Origin of the sequence: Sphingomonas sp. LH128 (assembly GCF_000293195.2) — a bacterium.
In the GTDB taxonomy this organism is placed as follows: domain Bacteria; phylum Pseudomonadota; class Alphaproteobacteria; order Sphingomonadales; family Sphingomonadaceae; genus Novosphingobium; species Novosphingobium resinovorum_A.
Map to the genome: position 1 here is coordinate 1 of NZ_ALVC01000003.1, position 18,820 is coordinate 18,820.

General features: G+C 65.9%; 19 protein-coding genes. 4 read left to right on the forward strand and 15 right to left on the reverse strand.

Annotated elements, in window-relative coordinates; all coding sequences use genetic code 11:
• Both LH128_RS31675 and LH128_RS00285 read left to right on the forward strand, forming a co-directional pair.
• On the forward strand, positions 1–119 hold a 119-nt coding region (locus LH128_RS31675; RefSeq protein WP_008827554.1), incomplete at its 5' end, for a sigma factor-like helix-turn-helix DNA-binding protein.
• Positions 120–754: 635 nt separating this feature from the next.
• Positions 755–1,153, forward strand: coding sequence for a hypothetical protein (locus LH128_RS00285; RefSeq protein ID WP_008827555.1), 399 nt, complete (start codon positions 755–757; stop codon positions 1,151–1,153).
• On the opposite strand, the gene LH128_RS00290 is transcribed toward LH128_RS00285, so the two are convergent.
• Genes LH128_RS00290 through LH128_RS00300 form a run of 3 tightly spaced genes read right to left on the reverse strand, consistent with a single transcriptional unit; the run spans position 1,150 to position 6,990 of the window.
• Complete coding sequence (locus LH128_RS00290; RefSeq protein ID WP_008827556.1) at positions 1,150–4,905, reverse strand: conjugal transfer protein TraG N-terminal domain-containing protein; 3,756 nt, start codon at positions 4,903–4,905, stop codon at positions 1,150–1,152. The two genes, LH128_RS00285 and LH128_RS00290, sit on opposite strands and share 4 nt — an antisense overlap.
• 8 nt (positions 4,906–4,913) lie before the next feature.
• On the reverse strand, positions 4,914–6,353 hold the full coding sequence (locus tag LH128_RS00295; protein ID WP_008827557.1) for a conjugal transfer protein TraH: 1,440 nt from the start codon (positions 6,351–6,353) through the stop codon (positions 4,914–4,916).
• A 46-nt stretch (positions 6,354–6,399) separates the two neighbouring features.
• Complete coding sequence (locus LH128_RS00300; protein ID WP_008827558.1) at positions 6,400–6,990, reverse strand: hypothetical protein; 591 nt, start codon at positions 6,988–6,990, stop codon at positions 6,400–6,402.
• 31 nt (positions 6,991–7,021) lie between these two features.
• Here LH128_RS00300 and LH128_RS00305 point away from each other — a divergent pair, with 31 nt between their 5' ends.
• Together LH128_RS00305 and LH128_RS00310 are read left to right on the forward strand one after the other, a co-directional pair.
• Complete coding sequence (locus LH128_RS00305; protein ID WP_008827559.1) at positions 7,022–7,300, forward strand: AbrB/MazE/SpoVT family DNA-binding domain-containing protein; 279 nt, start codon at positions 7,022–7,024, stop codon at positions 7,298–7,300.
• The gene (locus tag LH128_RS00310) at positions 7,297–7,695 is read left to right on the forward strand and encodes a type II toxin-antitoxin system VapC family toxin (protein WP_008827560.1); all 399 of its coding nucleotides are present in this window, start codon (positions 7,297–7,299) and stop codon (positions 7,693–7,695) included. Before LH128_RS00305 ends, LH128_RS00310 begins: the two co-directional genes overlap by 4 nt.
• A 32-nt stretch (positions 7,696–7,727) precedes the next feature.
• Here LH128_RS00310 and LH128_RS00315 read toward each other — a convergent pair whose 3' ends face one another.
• The 12 genes from LH128_RS00315 to traV form a co-directional block, all read right to left on the reverse strand.
• Complete coding sequence (locus LH128_RS00315) at positions 7,728–8,630, reverse strand: conjugal transfer protein TraF (protein ID WP_008827561.1); 903 nt, start codon at positions 8,628–8,630, stop codon at positions 7,728–7,730.
• Positions 8,627–9,223, reverse strand: coding sequence for a S26 family signal peptidase (locus tag LH128_RS00320; RefSeq protein WP_008827562.1), 597 nt, complete (start codon positions 9,221–9,223; stop codon positions 8,627–8,629). The genes LH128_RS00315 and LH128_RS00320 overlap by 4 nt, the downstream gene beginning before the upstream one ends.
• Positions 9,195–10,019, reverse strand: coding sequence for a type-F conjugative transfer system pilin assembly protein TrbC (locus LH128_RS00325; protein ID WP_008827563.1), 825 nt, complete (start codon positions 10,017–10,019; stop codon positions 9,195–9,197). The genes LH128_RS00320 and LH128_RS00325 overlap by 29 nt, the downstream gene beginning before the upstream one ends.
• Before the next feature lie 37 nt (positions 10,020–10,056).
• Positions 10,057–11,151, reverse strand: a complete 1,095-nt coding sequence (traN, locus tag LH128_RS00330) for a conjugal transfer protein TraN (RefSeq protein WP_008827564.1) — start codon at positions 11,149–11,151, stop codon at positions 10,057–10,059.
• Positions 11,148–13,079 carry a hypothetical protein gene (locus LH128_RS00335; protein WP_008827565.1) on the reverse strand — a complete coding sequence of 644 codons (1,932 nt, stop codon included), beginning with the start codon at positions 13,077–13,079 and terminating at the stop codon, positions 11,148–11,150. Before LH128_RS00335 ends, traN begins: the two co-directional genes overlap by 4 nt.
• Positions 13,076–13,264 carry a hypothetical protein gene (locus LH128_RS34235; protein ID WP_327195001.1) on the reverse strand — a complete coding sequence of 63 codons (189 nt, stop codon included), beginning with the start codon at positions 13,262–13,264 and terminating at the stop codon, positions 13,076–13,078. The genes LH128_RS00335 and LH128_RS34235 overlap by 4 nt, the downstream gene beginning before the upstream one ends.
• Before the next feature lie 137 nt (positions 13,265–13,401).
• Complete coding sequence (locus tag LH128_RS00345) at positions 13,402–14,415, reverse strand: TraU family protein (protein ID WP_008827567.1); 1,014 nt, start codon at positions 14,413–14,415, stop codon at positions 13,402–13,404.
• Entirely contained in the window at positions 14,412–15,026 is a 615-nt protein-coding gene (locus tag LH128_RS00350; RefSeq protein ID WP_008827568.1) for a conjugal transfer protein TraW, read from the reverse strand. Before LH128_RS00350 ends, LH128_RS00345 begins: the two co-directional genes overlap by 4 nt.
• Before the next feature lie 28 nt (positions 15,027–15,054).
• A complete protein-coding gene (locus tag LH128_RS00355) occupies positions 15,055–15,291 on the reverse strand; it encodes a hypothetical protein (RefSeq protein ID WP_037516771.1) in 237 nt (78 codons plus the stop codon).
• Positions 15,288–15,617, reverse strand: a complete 330-nt coding sequence (locus LH128_RS00360; RefSeq protein WP_008827570.1) for a hypothetical protein — start codon at positions 15,615–15,617, stop codon at positions 15,288–15,290. Before LH128_RS00360 ends, LH128_RS00355 begins: the two co-directional genes overlap by 4 nt.
• Positions 15,614–18,160, reverse strand: a complete 2,547-nt coding sequence (locus LH128_RS00365) for a TraC family protein (RefSeq protein WP_008827571.1) — start codon at positions 18,158–18,160, stop codon at positions 15,614–15,616. The genes LH128_RS00360 and LH128_RS00365 overlap by 4 nt, the downstream gene beginning before the upstream one ends.
• Positions 18,157–18,807: a type IV conjugative transfer system lipoprotein TraV gene (gene traV, locus LH128_RS00370; protein ID WP_008827572.1), complete on the reverse strand. Its 651-nt coding sequence runs from the start codon at positions 18,805–18,807 to the stop codon at positions 18,157–18,159. The genes LH128_RS00365 and traV overlap by 4 nt, the downstream gene beginning before the upstream one ends.
• Positions 18,808–18,820: the final 13 nt, after the last annotated feature.

Here is an 18,820-nt window from a genome sequence, read left to right on the forward strand (position 1 = left end):
AGGAAGTCGGTCAGCAGTTCTCGGTGACCCGCGAGCGCATCCGCCAGATCGAGGCCAAGGCGCTGCGCAAGCTCAAGCACCCCAGCAGGTCGCGGGCGATGCGAGCATTCCTGGATTGACGCGTATTTGCACTGACTTTCGTGCCCGAATTCTACGCCGGCTTCGATAGCTGCAGGTCACAGAATTTGCCAAGGATGTGTGACAAATTTCTCGCGGCGACGCATAGGCGCGGGCACCGCGCGGGCCGTGATGCGATTTTGTCACAGAGACCATAGCGGCTGAACACCGTCGGTCCCGAGAGCCAGCACGTGTCGGTGACCAACTTGCATGTCGGACGCCTCATGGCCGAATGATGTCCTTCCGTGGCCCATGTCCGATCGGCGTTGCTATTCATGGGACGCAGGGGAGGCGTCTGTGTGGCTCTCCCGCTGCCTTCGCGCTTCGTGTTGTTCACGCGCTATCTGCCGGCCGAGAAGGCGGGCAAGACGCAATATAGCAGCATTCGCACTTGGTGAAAGTTCAGGACGTTCGGTGGGAGGCGGGCGTTGGCTTTTCATGGCCTTGGCTTTTCACCGTCGATGCGCAGGTGATGACGGATCGTGGATGGCGAGCGAGTAGGAAGTGGAGGGGGAAGGAAAGGCTGCAGCTCGCCTTGCGGGAAATTTGTATCGGCGTTCCCGTAGCGAAGACTGTCTTGTCCTGTTTCCACGCCGAGCGTCGTTGTGTTATCTTCTGGTTCGGAAAGGCTCTGCACATGCAGGATGTTGATCACGTCGAACCGGCAGAAGAGGCGGCCCCGCCGTCGCCGCGTGCAGCCGACTGGTTCTGGCGCCCGTGGTATGCCAAGCTCTATCTTGCCCTGGCGCTGCTCTACTGGATCGGCCTCGAGCTGATGATCGCCATCCCCTATGATCGGCTGAACATCTATCTCGTCAACACGATGGTGCTGCTGATCTTCGTGTTCAATCCGGTTACGGTGATCGCAGCCCTGGGTTATGGCTTCCTCAAAGCGAAGGTGGTATGCGGGGAATGGATGATTACGCCGGGCCCGCCGTCGCAGAGGCCTATGATCGATCCCTACACAGATCCGTTTGATATACGATCTGGGAGCATCTACCACAGACATATCGGCTTGATAAAAAACAAACATTAGGGATCTCGACGCTCTTTAAACGTCGGATCTCCGTCCGCTGGGCCATCATCTCGATCCATCAACAATCGCCCCGAACTCAGGATCGATGATTGTTCCATCGACGTAAGTGGGGCAGTAACCTGCATAGTGCCGCGACCGGAATCTGCTTGATCTAAGTAACGATTGCGAAGTCCTTGGTTACCAAGAACTCCGTCGCTCAATACCTTTGCAAATATCTCCTCAGGACGTCCCGAACGGGCTGCTGCCTTCTCTGCGGATGCGATGACCTCACGAACGTCGTAGTTCACAATGTCCATCGATGACTGTGCCGAAACGGTTGCAGCTCCTCGATCAGAGATATCCATTCCCAACTTGCCACTCAGCGATCCGACGGCGTTTCCGGAGCTCCCCGCATCATCTTCCTTGCCCTTGTCCCTACCCTTGCCGCCACTGCTGACGCCTCTGCTCACCGTTGCCGAGATATCCCCCGATACGCTCTCAGTGTTTGACGTCTGATGGTCCGCAGTGCGGGAAAGCGACCTTTGCCATCCGGTCTGCGCGATGATCGCGGTAACGTCGCGTTCCAGTGTATCGGCTACCTGCGGCTTCAGCCGCCAGTCTCCGCGCCGGTCCATCTCGAAGCCGCCGCGCAGCCAGTTGGCCATGGCGGCCTGCCCTTCCTTGCCGCTGCCCAGGAAGTGCTCGATCGTGTCGGGGCCCGCCTGTTTGCCGGCCTCGAAGCGCGTGCTGGTGTCATTGCGCGCGGACCGGCTGAACCCTGTGCTGCTGGAAACGAGCAGATCGTTATGCGCGAAACTGAAGCGCGCATGCCCGCCACTGGCGATGGCGCCAAGCTGGCTCTCGTTGATGAGACCACTGCGCCACATCTGCGCTGCAAGTTCGGGCGTCAGATTGAGGCTGACATCGCCATTCTGGTCCATGGCGATCTGGCGCTTCGACATCTCGACGCCATGCGCGCGCAGCAGCGCCTGGGTGCGGGTGAGGCGTTCCCGCTCGACGATCCCGGTCAGGCGTTCGTTGCGCGCACGATCGGCGATACCTTCCGCGCCGCCCTCGGCCATGTCGACCTGGTTACCGGCGGTCCCGGCAAGCGCGCGGATGAAGGAATCAAGGCGGGCCGCCTCGCGCACGGAGACACCGGCAGCCGCGGCTCCCTCAGCAAAGCCGGCATTGTCTGCCTGCCGCCGCTGTTCGCCGATCTGCGCGTTGCTGCGCACCCCGTCGAAGCCGATCTCGCGCTGCGCGTCGAGCCTGCCCGAGCGCTCGGCGAAGTCGTAGCCTGCGGCCTCGCGCGTGCGTCCATAAACGCTCGTACCCTCGCGCGCCGCCTCTGCGCTGGCGCCATCGGCGGTCCCGACCTGGACGGCGGCATTGTAGCTCTCCAGCGCGCGCAGCACCTGCACCTCATTGCGCCCGGTCGCGCGCGCGAGTTGGCTGATCGCCGTCGATCGCGCTTCTCCCGAGAGGGCGTTGATGAAGCCGATGCGGCGGCTGGTTTCGGTGACGGACAGCCCGAGCATAGCGGCTGCCTGGCGCTGGCCCTGATTGCCGCCGGTGCGATGCGCCTGCTCGGTCGCGACATTGCCGCGCTCGACGGCCGCGATCCGGCCCCCCGCGTAGTCGCGCCGCCCCTCCATCGCACCGACCTGGGTCTCAGCCGCAGTGACGTCGTTGCGGAGCATCTGCTCCTGGTCGAAGGCGTTGGCGGTCAACTTCGCGAAAGTCGGATCGGCCCCTGCCTGGGCAATGACGGTGGAAGCCTTGAGCGCGGCATCCTTGGCGTCATAGCCGCTGCGCTCGAAATGCCGCTGCGCGCCCGACTGCATCATCTCGTAGGCTTGGCTGTCGCCGAACGCCTTCCACTGCACCATGTTCTGCGCGAAGGCGGCAAAGGCCCGCTCGCCCGGCTGTCCTTCCCCGAAATACGTTGTGCCCAGCTTTCGCAAGGCGTCGCCCTGGGCGAAGTTATGGATGGCCGATGTCGCCGCATTGGCGCGAATCGCGCGGGCCGTCGCCGGATCGCTGAGGTCCCGCCCGGCGAGGGCAGGGGCGAGGCCACCCAGTTCGCGCGCGGCGTCGGTCCGGCCAAGCCCAAACGCGGCAGTCCCGCTCGCGCTGCCGCCCTGTTCGCCGAGCACGGTGCCGGAAGAGGCGAACGCCCGGTCGAGACCGAAACTGCTGCGCTCGCCGAAGTCCCCGAACCCGGAGGACGCCGATCGCCGGGCAGCCGTGCCGCTCGCCGACGCCTGCGCTTCAAGCGCCGAGGCATAGCCCTCGCTGGTCCCGACAGTGGCCGCTGCCATGCTGCCCTGGCCCTGGACCCCGAGCATGCCCGAGGTGAAGGCGGTGAACATGTTGCCCGAGAAGCGGAACACCGTGAACACGAACGCGCCAGCCAGGCCAGCGGCTGCTGTACGGAACGAGCCGAAGATCGCGAGCGCCTTCATCGCGGCCGATGGCGCGAGGATCCAGCTGTCGGCGGCGACACTGGTCGCGCGCAGTTCGGCCAGAACGTCCATCGCGCGGCCGAGGGTCAGCTGGTAGATGCCGGCATCGATCACGCCCCACAGCGCGACGAAGACGAAGAGGCCAAGCGCAAAGCTCGCGACCCGAAGGTTGATCGGCGTCAGGATGAAGAGCAGCGCAATCGGCATCATCATCAGCATGATCGCGCAGACCGAGGCGCGGATGGTCGGCATCCACTCGTTGGCGGTCGAGAGCGTGGCGAGCCCGTTGGACTCGATCGCGCGGTTCGCCATCACCCGCGCGGTCGCCGCCGGCGAATCCTCGAACAGGACGTCGCCCACCGTCTGTCCGAGCAGGATGTTGGCGAGGAATTTCTGCCGGTTCATCGCTTGCCCCAGCATCATGTCGCCCAGGCCGTCGATCTGCTGGCGGCAGCGATCGCGCTGGGCCGTCTGGGTCACGTCGAAGCCGGTGCGCGCGCAGACCTGGTCGCTGTAGGCATCGAATAGAGTAGAATCCGACAGCCGCTCGGAAATGTGGTTCCATGCCGCCTCGCAGCTCACCGTCGTTCCCGCCTTGTCGCTCGCCGTGAACACGGTCGAGAAGGTTGCCGGCCCGGCCATCGCCGCGAAAGAGGCGGGAAGGTCGGTCGAGGTCCGGAAGAGCTGATCGTCGTCGACACCGTAGGCCGGAGAGACGCGCGCCACCGGATAGCACTGGCGCACATAGTCCTTCACGGTCGCATCGAGAAAGGTATCGACCATCGGGCTGCGCGGAGACACTGCGTTCAGGAACAGGTCGAACGCGTGACCACCCGCTCCGAACTCGAGCTTGGCATTGGGATCGGTGGTATTGTCGTCGATCGTCTCGGCAAGCGCCCGCTCCATCAGGTTGGTCACGCCCGCTACCAGCACGATGAGATTGGGGACATCGCCCACCGGCTGGTAGGCGTTGCGAACCCGGTCGTAGACATGGACCGTGCCGGTCGTGGCGATCATCCCGGCGAACAGGCCGATGCCGACCAGCATCTGGAAGCCGAATGCGACAAGACCCATTCCCGAGCCCCGGATGCTGGCGATCACCGCGCCGAAGGCGATGCCTGCCACCGCGATGATCACCACCAGCGTCTCATAGCGCGGATCGCCGAAGATCATCGCGATCAGATGAAAGGCATCGACGGTCTCGGAAAAGCCGTCCCAGGTGTAGTAACTGGAATCGATCGCCAGCGCGGGCGTCGCGAAAAGCGAGCCGGTGAGGACGATCAGGAGGCGAAGGAAGGAGCGCATGGCAGTCCTCACCGATTACGGTTGGCGTTGGCGCCCGCGGCATCGCGGGCGTCGCGGTCGCGCTGGCGCACGACCCCGGCGTAGCTTGCCGAGAGGTTCGCCTGGTTCATGGCTGCCATGTAGGACTGACGCATCTGCGCGCGCTGGCGCAGGACTTCGTCCCGGAGTTCGCGAAGCTGCTCGATACCCTTGGTGAGAATCCGCGTCTGGCACACGTTCGTGTTCTCGGCATCGGCCGCACCCGCCGTGGTGACGCCGCGCTCGGCGTTCTGAAGGGCGAAGTCGATCGAGCGGGTCAGGTCGTTGAGCATCTGGTAGGCGAGGGTGAGCGCCACCAGTTCGTCGGTGTCGGCAATGACGCTGTCGGTAAGACCCTGGCGCACGCCCCATTCGAGCAGACGATAGACCGGCAGGGTCCGCACGTTGGCGACGAACTGCTTCTCTTCGGTCGTCAGCGCCGAGCGAGTGCGGATCTTCGCGGCGACCGATTCCATCTTCTCGCGGGCCAGCACCAGCGCGCCGCGCCCGCTGCCGTTCACCGAGCAGTCCGAGGCGGTGGCGGGAATGTTGAGCGCACGGGTCGGCACGCGGCCGGTCAGGAAATCGTCGGCACTCTCGGTATCCTGGCGCGGGCAGGCGGGGATGGCCGAGAAGACCGGTACCTTGTCGTTCGCATCCCAGCGCATGTAGACGTCGCCGACCCGGGCCCGCATGACGCCCGCCCAGTCGGAGGCGCCGACCCTGGCGGCGGCGTGGGCAAGGAGCGAGCCGGTCCTGAAGATCTCAGTCACCTCAGCCGGGCAATTTTCGAGCGCGTCCTTCAGGTCCTCGGTCGGGTTGCCCTTGTTCGACTGGATTTTCTCGCGGCTCTGCTGCCAGCTGTTGGCATAGCCCTCGCGGATCGACTTGTAACCGGTCATCTCCTCGAGGATCCCCGACATGTTGTCGTCGCCCTTGGCGACCTGCACCATGCGGTTGGCGAGGCGGCAATCGTTCACCTGGATCGAGTTCAGGTAATTGGTCGCCGCCTCCATCTTTGAAATTATATTCCCCATCTTCTCGTCGAGCGTTTCCAGGAGATACTGGAAGGCGACCGCCGGCGCGGCCTGGAGGATCGTCTCCAGCTTTTCGACGAGGTACTCCGGATCGAGGAACGACATGCCGCCGAGGAACATGTCGATGCCGCCGCAGCCCGCCTTAACCTTGGGCAGCGTCACGCTCATGAGATAGTCGTCATGGACGTCGACCCGGCCCGACATCCCGCCTGCGGTCACATAGCCGCGGGTCTGGTCCTCGAAGCTTCCGGGCGAAGTGTAGGTGACATTGTCGAACCAGCTTTCTGCCCAGCTCTGCGCATGGGCGGGGACCGCGTGGCCACACGATGCGACCACCAGGAAAAGCAGGAAGGCCGAAGCGCGGCGTTTCAGACGGCGTAGATCGAAATCCATGGCGGGCATCCCGGTGAGGTGGAAAGGTGACGCAGCCCCGCCATGATCAGCGTCCCTTCGGGTTGGAGGAGGCCGGCGCCCTCACGCCGACGATCCCTGTGAACCTGGACATGGCGCGCACGCCGACGGCAGCTCTGGCCCCGGTGAGCATCCTGGCGGCAAGCCAGGCGTTGCGCGCGATGTTGACTTCGTGATCGGTTCCGATCGCGATGGGAACCATGCGGCCGGGATCCCCAAGCGGACGCACCCAGGCGACGGGATGTCCAACCCAGGGCAGGCCAAGCCTCCCCGATCGCAATATCGCCTCATCCTGGCCGATGGTCTGGACCCGCCAGCCAAAGCGGCCTTGAAATTGCACCAGCTTGGTCCAGAGGTCACCGCACGGAACGCAGCCCGGAGCAGTGCTGATCTCGATCACGTAAAGCGACGCCTGGCTGCGCAGCATGACGGCGAAGTCCGGTGGAAAGTCACGGGTGAGCGGTGCGCGCGAAAGCCACGTCTCCATCGCCCGGACCGTCGATACCGGATGGATGGCTGCACGCATCGCCGGGGTCGGACGGATTTGCGCGTCGGCTGGAGCGACCATCGTCATCGTGACCGTGGCGAACAGCAGCTTGCTGGTAATGGAGTTTAGCATTACCTTTCGGGCGGTAGAAAGGAATCCTGCGATGACGGCTCTCAATGTACCCGCGAGGGATGCGACCCTGACGGTAACTGCAAAGGGGCAGATCACGCTGCGCAAGGACCTGTTGCAGCACCTGGGCGTCCATGCCGGGGCCAAGCTGACCATCCACAAGCTGCCCAATGGACGGCTCGAGGTCGAAGTCGCTCGCCCGAAGGGCAAGATCACCGAGGCCTTCGGGATGTTGAAGCGGGACGGGCAGAAGCCTGTATCGATCGAGGACATGAACGCTGCGATCGAGCAGGGCTGGGCCGGCGACCTGTGAAAATCACGGCGGACACGAATATCCTCGTCCGGGCCGTGACCGAGGACGATCCGGTGCAGGCGCCGATCGCCCAGCGCTTGCTGGCTGAGGCGACGCTCGTCGCCATACCGATCCCGGCGCTGTGCGAATTCGTCTGGGTGCTGAGCCGGGCCTATGGTTTCGCAAGGTCCGACATCGCGCGATCCATGCGCGCGCTTGTTCACGCAGACAATGTCGAGACGGATCTTGGCGCGGTCGAGGCCGGGCTGGCGCTCTTGGAGGCAGGCGGCGACTTTGGCGACGGCGCGATCGCGCACGAGGGCAAATGGCTTGGCGGCGAGACTTTCGTCTCGTTTGATCGCAAGGCGATCGCGTTGTTGAAGGACCAGGGCGAAGCGGTGCTTCTGCCATCCTGAATGTCCGGCGGTCACGGCCGCGCGCCAGGGGCTCATGGCCGCACACCCGGTGGATCGGCCAGTTCACGACCGGTGCCGCGCGGATCGGCCGCGGAAACCGGCCCGTTGGCGAGTGCATCGAAGAAACCATTTTCCTCGCCCGCGGCGGTCAGCCACTGCTCTGGCCGGATGTCGCCGCTCAGCAGCCGCGCCGCCTGGTAGGCCATCTGCGCGATGTTGGGGTATGTCTCGACCCCGGCGGCAATGACCATGCGCTGGGCGCTGTTCCGGCGAATGACCATGGTCGTCGGGGTGACCTCGACCCCGAAGCGCTGCCCCAGCGCAGGCTTGCGGTCGAGATCGACTAGGCTCACCTGCCAGCCCATCTCGTCCTGGAAGCGCTGGACGATCGGCCACTGCACGCGGCAATAGCCGCAGGACGCGCGCGCAAACATCACCAGCGCGAATTCGCTCGCTTTCGAGCGCAGATACTGGCGGCGCAGCTGATCCTTGTGTGCGCCGAGCACATCGCGCGCCTCGCCGACCATCGGGTTCGCCGCCCTCGCATTGAGCTCGGGATGCGTGAGCATGGCGAGCTGGGTGACGCCTGCGAAAGCGCGGGCCTTGCGACGCGCGAAGTCCTGCAGCCGCCAGAAGTCCGATACGGCCTCGACGGTGAGCACGGTGGCGGCATAGTCGCGCTGCTGCTCGATCAGCGTGCGGATCTTCGACGGGGTCCATGTCGCCAGCTCCGCCATCGGCGGGATCACCGGTTTTACAAGCGCGTCCGGATCGGGCTGCTGCTCCTCGCCACCGGCCTCCTCCACCTTGGCCGGCGCCTCATACCACCAGTAGCCGCGGGTGCCGCTCTGCGCGCCCGCGCCGACGGAGGCCTGCGCCTGCACTGCCTGGGTAGGCAGCAAAAGGGCTGCGGCGAGGGCAAGCTGCCGTCTCACAGCAGCTTCTCCATTCGCGTCAGACGATCGATCGCGACCGGCCCGTAATAGCGGCTGTCGTATCCGTCGGGATGGCGGGAGCCGACGAAGATCATGCCATCGGGAATGCGCGTGATGCCCGGGCGCCAGTGCGTCAGCGCCTTGCCGCCGCGGCCGACCGGCTTGCTGACGCCCATCAGGCGGCCGTTGCAATAGTACCAGCCATTGCCAGGCTGGCCCAGGCGAACGGCCTTCTCGATCATGACGATCGGCTCGCCCGGCATGCACAGCGCATATTTGGTGACGTTGACGGGCCTTGGACCCGCCACCGGGTCTGACAGCATGAACGATACGAGATCGCCGCGCCCGATCGGGCCGGGCGCGCGATGCACCACCCAGGCGTCGATCGACGGGGTCATCACCAGCGTCATGTGGGGCATCGCCCACCATGCGAAGAGACCGATCGGGAGTACGATACCGTAAGCCTTGAGCAGCTGCGCGGGGCGCGCCGGCTGGCCAAGACCACTGGCGCCGAGCGCCACGGCGGCGCGCAGCGGCAGATCCCTCCCATCACGATAAAGCCGCTTACCGGCGCGCCAGGCGAGCGAGAGCATCCCGCACCTCCTCTTCCCCGCCGAGGCGGCCATATTCCTCGAGAAGCCCGGTTAGCGCCGCGTCGCCGAACACGAGATGCGCAGGCCGCAGGGGCATCTCGTCACGCTCGCAATAGGGCCGGGTGGGATCGCCGGGGACCATCGCCAGTGCCGGCACCCGGGTGACGCCATGCTGGCGGAAGACCAGCGGATCGACGATCAGCTGCACGTTACGCATCGCGCAGGCGGGGCCTTCGCAGCCCGGATCGATGCGCAGGATCGCCGCTGATAATTTTGCCATCGGCGCGACCTTCCGCATCCCGCCTGGCATTCCCCGAAACGCCATGACGCCGCCGGCACGCTCGAGTTGGCCCGCGTAGGTCCGCAGCGTCGCGACCGGCATCGCGGACGACACGAACAGCACCGGCACCCAGCGCGTCTCACCGCCGCTGGAGACCACGCCGGCCAGCGCCGCGGCTTCGGGCTGTTCCAGTCCCAGCGCCTGCGCGACCCGGCGACTGGCAGCATCCCGCTCGGCGGCGAGCGCTTCGCGCGCCGCCGCGACGTCTCCTTCCGCGCGTTTGACAATGGCAGGATCCGTCTCGCGGCGGCGAAAACCCTCGAAAGCGCGGCGCTGCGTGGCGGTGTCAGGCTTCGCGGGCAGAACGGGCGAGGGGACCGTTGTGGCCTTCGCCTTGCCGGCGGCGCGCTTGACGCGCTCCATGGCGTCCGCGCCTTGGTCCTCGATCCGCGTGCGGGCGCTCTGTGGCTGCGCCTGCACGGTCGCGGCCGGCGGCTCGCTTGCGCCTGCCGCCATGGGGACACAGGCAAGGCAAGCCACGAGCAGGCCGCGCCTAGTTGCTGATCGTCTGCATATAGGCATCGATCTTGTCCTTCATGTCGATCTGGATTTCGCTCTGCGCGCGCGCTTCGATCTCCTCGTAGTATTCGGAGAGATCCATCCTGCTGAAATCGAGCGCCTGGAATTCTTCCGCGGTGAAGCCGCGGCAATAAGGGTTCTTCGCCGTGCCCCAGCCCTTCTCGGCGAAGCTCTTGAGCTGCGGGCGCCCCTGTTCCTGGATGATGCGGCCGAGCTTGGTGTTGAAGCAGCAGTGGCCTTTCGCCTTCTGCACGCAGATGCCCAGAATCTTCGACGAGCAATAGCTGCCGACCTCATGACACATTCCCGAGCCGTGCAGCATGCCCACTTCCATGTCCTCCTGGTCGCAGCCCTGCAGCAGCACCTCGATCATGAAATTGACGGCCAGGCTGATCGCGATCGAGGTGGGATCGATGCCGACGATGATCGCATTGGCGCCTGCGCTTGCCGCCTGGCTCGCGGTCGCCCCCGCCTTGAATGCGGTGTAGGCCGCCTTGAGGCCCGTGAAGACGCCCTTGGCGACGGCGATCTTGGTCGAGATCGACGAGATCGAACCACCCATGCCGTCCTTGACGATCTTGCCCTTGTCCTTGCAGCAGTTCTGGAATGTGGTGCTGAGACCTGCGGGACGACAGCGCGCGGCGCGGCCCGAGAATATCTCGATCGTACCCAGGCAATTGCCGTCCGCATCGACCTCGCCATCGGCCTCGACACCGGGATCGCCGAGCACGGCTTCCTCGACGACGGGATTGGCACCGGTGTCGATGCAGGGGTTGGCAGAGCAGGCGGCCGCGCCGCCGCTCGCGGGAACCTCGCAGGCATATTGATCGCCGAGCGGGCAATGGAGCGCGCCTGCCGTGTCCGCCTCGCACGTCGTCTGGCCGATCGGACACATCCACCCACCCGAAGCGGTCAGATGGCAGGCGGCTGTCTCCCCTTCGTCGGCCGCATCGCCGTTGCCGTCGAGATCGGCCGCGCAAAGCTGCTGGGCGGCGGCGCTCGCCGGAAGCAACAGCACGCTGGCGATGAGCAGCACGGCTGCTGCAAGGTGGGACCGCGCGGCGCTCATCGCACGCTGCTCGTGCAGACCGTGTCCGCCCCGCCGAGGCGCACCGACTGCATCATCACCGCCGCTTCGGGAAAATCATCGAGGCATCCGCAGCCCTCCACGAGGTCCTCGCCTTCCCCGGCCGGGCAGACGTTGCTGTCCTGGCAGGTGCGGTAGTAATAGTCCCAGCCTGTCGGATCGGTCTGCTTCGAACCGGTCACGCCATCGGGCGCGACTGCCGTGTTCGCCTGCGCCTTGCGGGTCTTGCAGATCGGCTCGCAGGCGCTGACGCTGCCCCGATCGGGCATCGAGAAGCTGCGGGTGGTGAGGCTGTAGCTGCCGTCGGCGTTCGTCACCCGGTCGGCAAGCAGGGTCTCGGCCGAGTGATCGATGATATAGGCGCCGCGCGAGAGATCGGGCTCGGCCGCCGCTCCCAGATCGACTGTGCACCGGTAGGTCCGCTCGCGCAGGAAGAAGTCGCGGGCGATCTGCGCGGTGCAGGCGCCGGTTCCGAATACCCGCGTCTGGGGCAGCGGCGCGAGGCCGGTGTTGACGCCGCTGCGAAACGTCGTGACCCCGTCGACCACTTCACCCTGCAGCCGGCAGGCATCGTTTGCCCCATAGCCGGAACAGGTATCGACAAGCTGCTCGCTCGTCTTGCATCCGGTATCGACGCTCGCTTCGATCGCGGCATAGGCTTCGCCGCCCTCGGCGACTGCCACGCGCAGCCAGATGTCATGGTCGCCCTGTGTCATCCGCGAGGTCAGGTCGAGCGCGGGGGTCAGGTAGAAAGCGCCCTTCTTCTCGCACTTGCCCGGCGGCAATCCGGTTCCGGTCCAGGTCTGCGGGCCGGAACCCAGCATTTCGCCGTCGACACGGATCTGCGCCCAGTCATCCGCGCCGAAGCGGGTGAGCAGAACCTGGCGAAGGCGATCGCTGTCCACGACCCGCAGCGTCATGTGAAAATCGAAGATCGAGCAGGATCCGCCCGTGAGGCTGTTGTCGGACGGCGAGCCCATGAGAAAGGTGACGTTCCCGGTGCCCGTGACGGACGTCGCATAGCCACCGGCAATCCGGTCGATGACCTTCTCGGTTGTTATTTCTTCCTGGGCGATCTGCCGGGTAATGGTGCAGCCGCGGCTGACCTCGGAAGTGCCGGTCCCGGTCGAAGAGGCGGCGAGCGCCTGGAACACCCTGCTGGCCTGCGCGGCGGCGGAGGCGTCGCTGGAGATGGCGCCGGGATTGCTCCTGTACGCAGCGGCGCCGACATCGGACTGCGCTGTGCACGAGGACGTCTGGGCGCCGGTGTAACGGATGACCGGCCCATCGATCGACGCTTGCGTAATGGCGATACGTGCGTCCGACGTGGTGAGCGCGCCGACCACGCCGCCACCGAGGTTCTTCAGCACCGAGGCGATGTTGCCCCACGCTAGGTTGCTGCCGCAGCTGTTGTTGACGCAGTAACAGCCGGCAAGCTCGGTCAGATCGACCTCGCTGAGCTTGAGCGCTCCCGAAGTCGCGGTGTCCCAGCGGAAGAACCGGCAGGCATCCCACGTCCCCGGGGTGCAGGAGATGACCCCGTTCGCGCAGATGCCCGAGGTCACGATGGGCACTGTCAGCCCCTCGTCGAAGCTGCCGTCGAGATCGCTGTCCCGCGAAATGCGGAGCGTGGCGATATCGCCGGTGGCGCCTGGCTGCGCGAGCAGTTCCAGATAAGTCGCGGTTTTCTGGCAGGCGAGATCGGGAGTGAACGCTTTGGAGGAGTCCACCGTGGTGATGCTCCTACCCGCCATCCCCGGCGTCACGTAGTTATCGAGCAGCGCATCGCTCTCAGCGCTTTTGGCGCGCGCGGCGGCGGCCGCGGCGCGGGCGCGGTCCTCCGGCGTCTGCGCGTGCAGCGGCGCGCAAAGCCCGAGCACCGTGACAAGGAACAGGGCGCACGCCTTCATGTCTGCATCTCGCCTGGAACGACGCCGCGCGAGCCGCGACACAAACGGAACAGCAGGACACCGCCGTCGGTGAGCGGCCTCTCGGCCCTGAACACGGCCTGCCCCTCGAAGACGGTCAGCGTGGCCGCGACGACAGACGGCGAGGAGGGGAGCACCGCCTGTCCATCGTCTGTGTTGAAGGCCACGCCGACCGTCCGACCGACACCGCAGGGGGGAAACGGCGCCGGTCTGACCGCGATGGAAACGCTCGGGCTGAGGGGCTGACGGGCAGGCCACCGGTTGATCCCGGGCGTTTTCATGCGGTTGTCGGAAGGCGACCTGCTCACGGCGTCGATACCCCGGCGCAGCAGATCGTCTTTTCAAAGAGCATGAACTGGGCATTGTCCTTGCCGGGCGCATGCTTCGCGCTGGTCCAGAGCGCGCCGGGCCGGCCGACATTGACGCAGCTGCCGCCCTTGACCGGCTCCATCAGCTGGAACTTGTAGCGGCTCTTGGTCCACACCGGCTGGGGGATGAAGGAGCAGCCGTCGGCCGAACTGATGGTGAGAGCACCGAGCCGCCCCATCATGAAGAGGCCGCGCGCGGCAAGACCCGCCCAGGCCTCGACGCTGTCCCCGAAATGAATGTCGCCCGCAACCGGATAGGTCGCGCCCCACGAGCCCATGCACCAGAACAGCGGATCGACGACCTTGCCTGCGGCCGCCGCCGCGCTGTCGGCCATACAGGCAAGCCCCGCCGCCGGGTTGCCGAACAGGATCGCCTCGGGCTGGATGATCGCGCCGAGCGTCGCCGATTGCCAGGTCGGCAGGACCTCGGTGATGAGGGCGACGTCGAAGCCGTCGTCCTCGATGCACGGCAGGTCGGTGAACATGTCGAGCATCTTCCAGACCGGCGAGATGTAGTAGTGCATCTGCGCGAACATCTTGCGCGTATTCGTGCCGTCAGCGAGGCTGCTCTGGCTCCCCTGCAGCTTGCCGCCGGTCGGCATGATGTCCGCGCCGAGCGCCATCATGCAGCCCGGCTCGGTCACGACATCGACCATGCGGTTGGGGGACCAGAAGCTGACCTTCACCCCGAACCAGAAGGTCACGCCCTTGCGGCAGGCGCAGAGCGGCTTGGACGCCGATTGGGCGTCGAGCGCCTTGCTTAGCGGTTCACTGGGGCCGACCTTCACCCCGCCGATGGTGATCGGGAAGATGCAGTTCCAGCGCACCTTGGTGATCGGGTTGAACACCGTGCCCGCTTCGCACTTGGACGCATGGGCGGGAGAGGCGATCGCCAGGGCCGCAAGGGCGGCGCCAAGCCCGCACATCCTGCGGGGAGACAGCGTCTTCATCGCGGCGCCTTTCGCATGGCTTTGGCCCCGTCCGCTTCAATCACGCCGACTTCCGTAAGCACCAGTTTCTGCCCCTCCTGCGCGATGATCACGGGCGCGACGGTCAGACCGAGCCGCGCCTTGACGCGCTCCTCGAGAAGGAACATCGCGCGGCCATGGCGTTCGCCGAGCGTGATCGCATCGGCATCGCCGGGTTCGCCGGCCGCGAGCAGGATGAAATCGGCGGGCCTTGCGGTGCGCAGCGCCCAGGGGAGGTCGCGCGGGTGCACGACAATCAGCCGCTGCGGCAGTGACACATAGGCAAGCGGGTTGAAGCTGAAGCCCTTCGCATAGAGCAGTTTGCCCTCTGGCAGGCGGATATCCTGGTCGAGGATATAGAAAGGCACCACCGTGCGGGTCCGATCCGCGCGGGCAATTCCAAGCGACGCCGCCTTCATCGCCGACCAGCGTCCGCGCGGCCCGAAGGCCGTCGTCATATCGGGAACGCGCAAGGCCTGGCCTTCGATCTCGCTCAGAGCGTCGGGTTCGGCGATGGGCCAGGTGCGACCGATGGTGCTGGTTGCGGCCAGGACGGTCGTCGGGGTCGCGACGACGGCGGCAAGCGATACCACTCTACACAGTGCATGACGACATACAGAACTAGCGACCATGGCGACGCCTCCAGCCACGCTGATCACCATTGCGATCCTCGCCGATCGCCGCGCTGATCAGGGCGGCCAGCGCGGTGATCGCGGTAATGACCACAAGCAGGCGGAACCGATCGGGTACGCCGGGCAGCTGCCAGGCGATGCAGGACTGCACCAGCAGCAGACCCTGGCTGCCGACCATCAGGCGGACAGGCCTCGGGGCTGGGGTCGAGGAGAAGAGGCCGTTCACCGATGCCTCCACTGCCGAACCCGCGACACCAGCTTCCCGCAGGCGCCGGAAAGACCGATCAGCAGCATGCCGCTCGCAAAGCAGGCGGCGGCGACGATGATCCCGGCGCGCAGCGCGGAGAGGGAAGGCTGATGAAGCGCGATGCCGGCGATCGTCACCAGCGCGCCCATCATGAAGGTTTCGATAGCGACGAGCCGCAGCCGCCAGCGGAAGGCGGCAGCCTCCGCACGCTGGGCCACGCGTGCTTCGATGGCGGCCTGCACGGCCCGGTCCTGCTCCCAGTCGAGCAGCAGCTGGCCGGGATGCGGGGAGGGCGCGCGTGTCATGCCGAGGCCCCATCCGATTGACCGTCCCACTGGCGCTCCTGCCGGCCGGCATCGCCCAGGATCTGGACGGGGTCGACACCGGCGAGTTCGCACACCGCTTCCAGCGGGCTGCGCCCGGCGCGCAGCAGTGCTTCGAAGGCGGCGACCTCGCCTGGCGCCGAGGTGTTTATCCAGTAGCTGAAGGGATCGACCACGAGCCGCGCGATGCCGAGGCCAAGCGGCGAATCTATGAACACTTCGGAATAGTTCGGCTTGGCGTTGCGGACCGATTTGAGGAGGTCGAGGACGAAGCCCGAATAGTCGAGAATCTTGTTGTCGACTGCCTTGTCGTACGTCGAGCCCTGCAGCAGGAACTTCGTCGCCGCGTTCTCGAGGATCACCTGGCCGGTGCTTCCGAAGAGCGTCAGATCGTTCATGCTCTGAAGGACGATGCCGAAGCTGCCCTGGTATTTGCGTGCCCGGCGATACCCCTGACCGAAGGCTTCGGCGAGACGCGAGAGATCCTGCCCGTCGCTGCGCGTCATGAACTGCGCGGCCTCGTCGCACAGCACGAAGCGAGGACGACCGCGATCGGAGAGATAGAGCTCCTGGGTGACGGCGTTGACCACCACCATGACGATAACGTTGAAGAGGTCCGGCAGTGCCTTGAGCCGCTCGAGCTCGAGCACGACGAACTCGTCGCTGCGGATATCGAAGGTCGATGGGCCGTTGAAGAAATGGCCGTAGGCGCCCCCCGACCCGAAATCGCGCAGGTTGAAGGCGAGCTCGCGCGCGACCGGCACGAGATGCTCGACGCGGTCGAGATCCGAGACGGCGTTCTCGGGATAGCGGCCCAGCCACTCGCGCACCGCATCGATGCCGTCCTCGCCGCGTCCGCCATCGACCGTCCACTGGACAGCGGATTTGAGGAGATTCCACTGCGAGGTGGTGACGGGCTTGCGGGTTGCGGCATTCGCCATTTCCGCGACGATCGCGACCGCCATGGCGATCGCCGACTGCTTGTCCTCGCCATCGAGCGCGAGCCCCATGTCGAAGGGGTTGAGGACAAGGCGTTCCTCGCCTATGTCGATGTAGCGGCCCGAGCACAGCGTGCAGAGCTTCCTATAGCTGCCGCCGATATCGATGATCCGGATGAGCGCGCCTTGCGCGTAATACTGCTGGCACAGGTTGTTGAGCAGGAAGCTCTTGCCCGCGCCGGATTCGGCCGAGACGATGAAGTTGTAGTTGTTGATCCGCGGATCGAAGAGGTCGAGCGTGATCAGCTGACCCTTGCGGCCGACGTAGAGGAGTGCCGGGCGCCCGCCCCCGCGAAAATCCGTCTGCACCGGCGCCATCAGCGTCGCGGCTTTCACTGGCATCCGGAAGTCGCGCTCGAGCAGCTTCAGCGTGCGCTTTTCGGGATAGAGCCCGAAAGGCAGGCTGGCGGCGAGCAGCACCGGCAGCAGATAGCTTTCCTCCTGGACCATGAAGGGTAGCGGTTCGGACTCCCACAGCCGCTTGGCACGCGCGGCCATGTCGCGCGCCTGGCCGCTGTCGCGGCCCAGCACCCACATCGTCGGGATCACCGAGACGAACCGGCTGTTCGAGGCCTCGTCGAGGATCCAACCGATCTCCTCGATCTGCTTGCCCACCTCGACCGCGAAGCTGCCCGCTGCCTTCTGCGCGGAAAGGATCTGGGCGCGCTTGTGAATCTCGAACTGCGAATGGTCGAACAGCACGGTGAGACACGAGAGGAACGGGCCCCCGATCTGGTCGCTGTCTTCGGCGCTTCCGCGCATCCCGCCCATGAGACGGTTGGCGCGCTCGGCGGTGATGCGCCGCGCTGGCGCCTTGGGCGTCAGGCAGCGCGCGACCTGGTTGCCGAGAAAAACCTCCGGCCCCTCGAAAAAGAGGTCGGGCCCCGCCTCGATGATCTGGCGGGCCACCGAGGGCGCGGGCATGCCGCCGACGCCGTCCTGCAGAAAAACGCCGGGCGCAGACGCGAACACGCCGTTGAAGATCCGCCGGTAGAAACTGACAAGCTCCGATGGCGGCAGACGGCGAATGCCCATCTTCGCCAGCTGCTCCTCGACCTGCCGGCGCAGATCGGCGCCCAGCTTCACTCGCGTCTTCACCGCGAGGAACAGGCGAAAGTCACGCACCGGGATACCGTGCAGGGACTCGAGCCCGCGTGTTCCGGCGCGCAGGTAGTCGGCGGTCCGCCGCGCCGAGGCCTGCACCAGCGGATCGGGCCGGCCCTTGAGGTCGAGATAGGCATCGAGCGCCGGGTCTATGAGGGGATCGGCGAAGGTGATGAGCTGCAGCACCGTCCCTTCGGGGAAGTGGATATTGAGCAGTCCGAGCAGCGCCTGCTGGACATGAGCGAACATGTAGGCGGCGGGTACGAGCTCCCAGGCCTGGCCCCAGCCATCGTCGATGCACAGGAAGGCTTCCTCCTCCTCGACCCAGGCCAGCATTGGCAGGAAGTCGGAATAGGCATCGCGCGTCACCGCCGCGCGCAGGCGCCGGTAACTGAGGCCGCCGCGGGAATCCCTCGCGCTCATGGCCGGGTCTCCGGTTCGAGAGCCTTGGGGCTTGCACCGGTGGCCGGCTCAGCGCCGCCTGCCGGATCGCTTTCGCGCGTGGTGCGCAGCACGGGCGGCGCGGGAACCCGGCCGCCGGGTTCGACGAGATAGTCGCCGACGACCCAAGCAGGTCTGTCGACGATCGAATAGATGTAGCGCGGCATATAGAGGCGGCCCGGCCGCTGCTTGTCCGCATAGGGCAGGATCAGCGTGCGCACCGTGCGTGAGGGGCGCAGCATCGGCGAGGCAGGGCTCTCGACCACTGCGCCGATGCTGGGCTCAGCGGGTCGGGCGGTGGCAGGAAGCTTCGTACCCCGGCGATTGGAGGCGGGCGCCGCTGGGGCGTGTTGAGCAGCGGGCAGGGTGCGCCGGTCTATAGGGTGCGCCTTTTCTTGGTCGAGCAGCTTGCGATCGTTGGTGACGGCCGGATCGGACTTGGACGGCCTTCCGGCCAGCGCGTCGGCATAGGCCTGGTCGGGATGGATGCACTGGCCATGGTCGCTGTTCTTGCAGGAGAACTTCTCGCTGTAGGGCGACATCACCGAACCGACCGCAGCGCAGCCCGACAGGGACAGGCCGATGAGGGGGAGGGGGAGAGCCAGCAAGGCGGGACGTAGCACGGTCATGTTCCTGTCTCCG

What these genes read in the sequence shown, in the direction of transcription:
- LH128_RS00345 (WP_008827567.1), bottom strand. Translation starts at nt 14,415, where the DNA reads ATGAAGACGCTGTCTCCCCGCAGGATGTGCGGGCTTGGCGCCGCCCTT.
- LH128_RS00360 (WP_008827570.1), bottom strand. Translation starts at nt 15,617, where the DNA reads ATGACACGCGCGCCCTCCCCGCATCCCGGCCAGCTGCTGCTCGACTGG.
- LH128_RS00295 (WP_008827557.1), bottom strand. Translation starts at nt 6,353, where the DNA reads ATGGATTTCGATCTACGCCGTCTGAAACGCCGCGCTTCGGCCTTCCTG.
- LH128_RS00365 (WP_008827571.1), bottom strand. Translation starts at nt 18,160, where the DNA reads ATGAGCGCGAGGGATTCCCGCGGCGGCCTCAGTTACCGGCGCCTGCGC.
- LH128_RS00335 (WP_008827565.1), bottom strand. Translation starts at nt 13,079, where the DNA reads ATGAAGGCGTGCGCCCTGTTCCTTGTCACGGTGCTCGGGCTTTGCGCG.
- LH128_RS00300 (WP_008827558.1), bottom strand. Translation starts at nt 6,990, where the DNA reads ATGCTAAACTCCATTACCAGCAAGCTGCTGTTCGCCACGGTCACGATG.
- LH128_RS00285 (WP_008827555.1), top strand. Translation starts at nt 755, where the DNA reads ATGCAGGATGTTGATCACGTCGAACCGGCAGAAGAGGCGGCCCCGCCG.
- LH128_RS00325 (WP_008827563.1), bottom strand. Translation starts at nt 10,019, where the DNA reads ATGGCGGCAGGCGCAAGCGAGCCGCCGGCCGCGACCGTGCAGGCGCAG.
- LH128_RS00305 (WP_008827559.1), top strand. Translation starts at nt 7,022, where the DNA reads ATGACGGCTCTCAATGTACCCGCGAGGGATGCGACCCTGACGGTAACT.
- LH128_RS00290 (WP_008827556.1), bottom strand. Translation starts at nt 4,905, where the DNA reads ATGCGCTCCTTCCTTCGCCTCCTGATCGTCCTCACCGGCTCGCTTTTC.
- LH128_RS00320 (WP_008827562.1), bottom strand. Translation starts at nt 9,223, where the DNA reads ATGCTCTCGCTCGCCTGGCGCGCCGGTAAGCGGCTTTATCGTGATGGG.
- traN (WP_008827564.1), bottom strand. Translation starts at nt 11,151, where the DNA reads ATGAGCGCCGCGCGGTCCCACCTTGCAGCAGCCGTGCTGCTCATCGCC.
- traV (WP_008827572.1), bottom strand. Translation starts at nt 18,807, where the DNA reads ATGACCGTGCTACGTCCCGCCTTGCTGGCTCTCCCCCTCCCCCTCATC.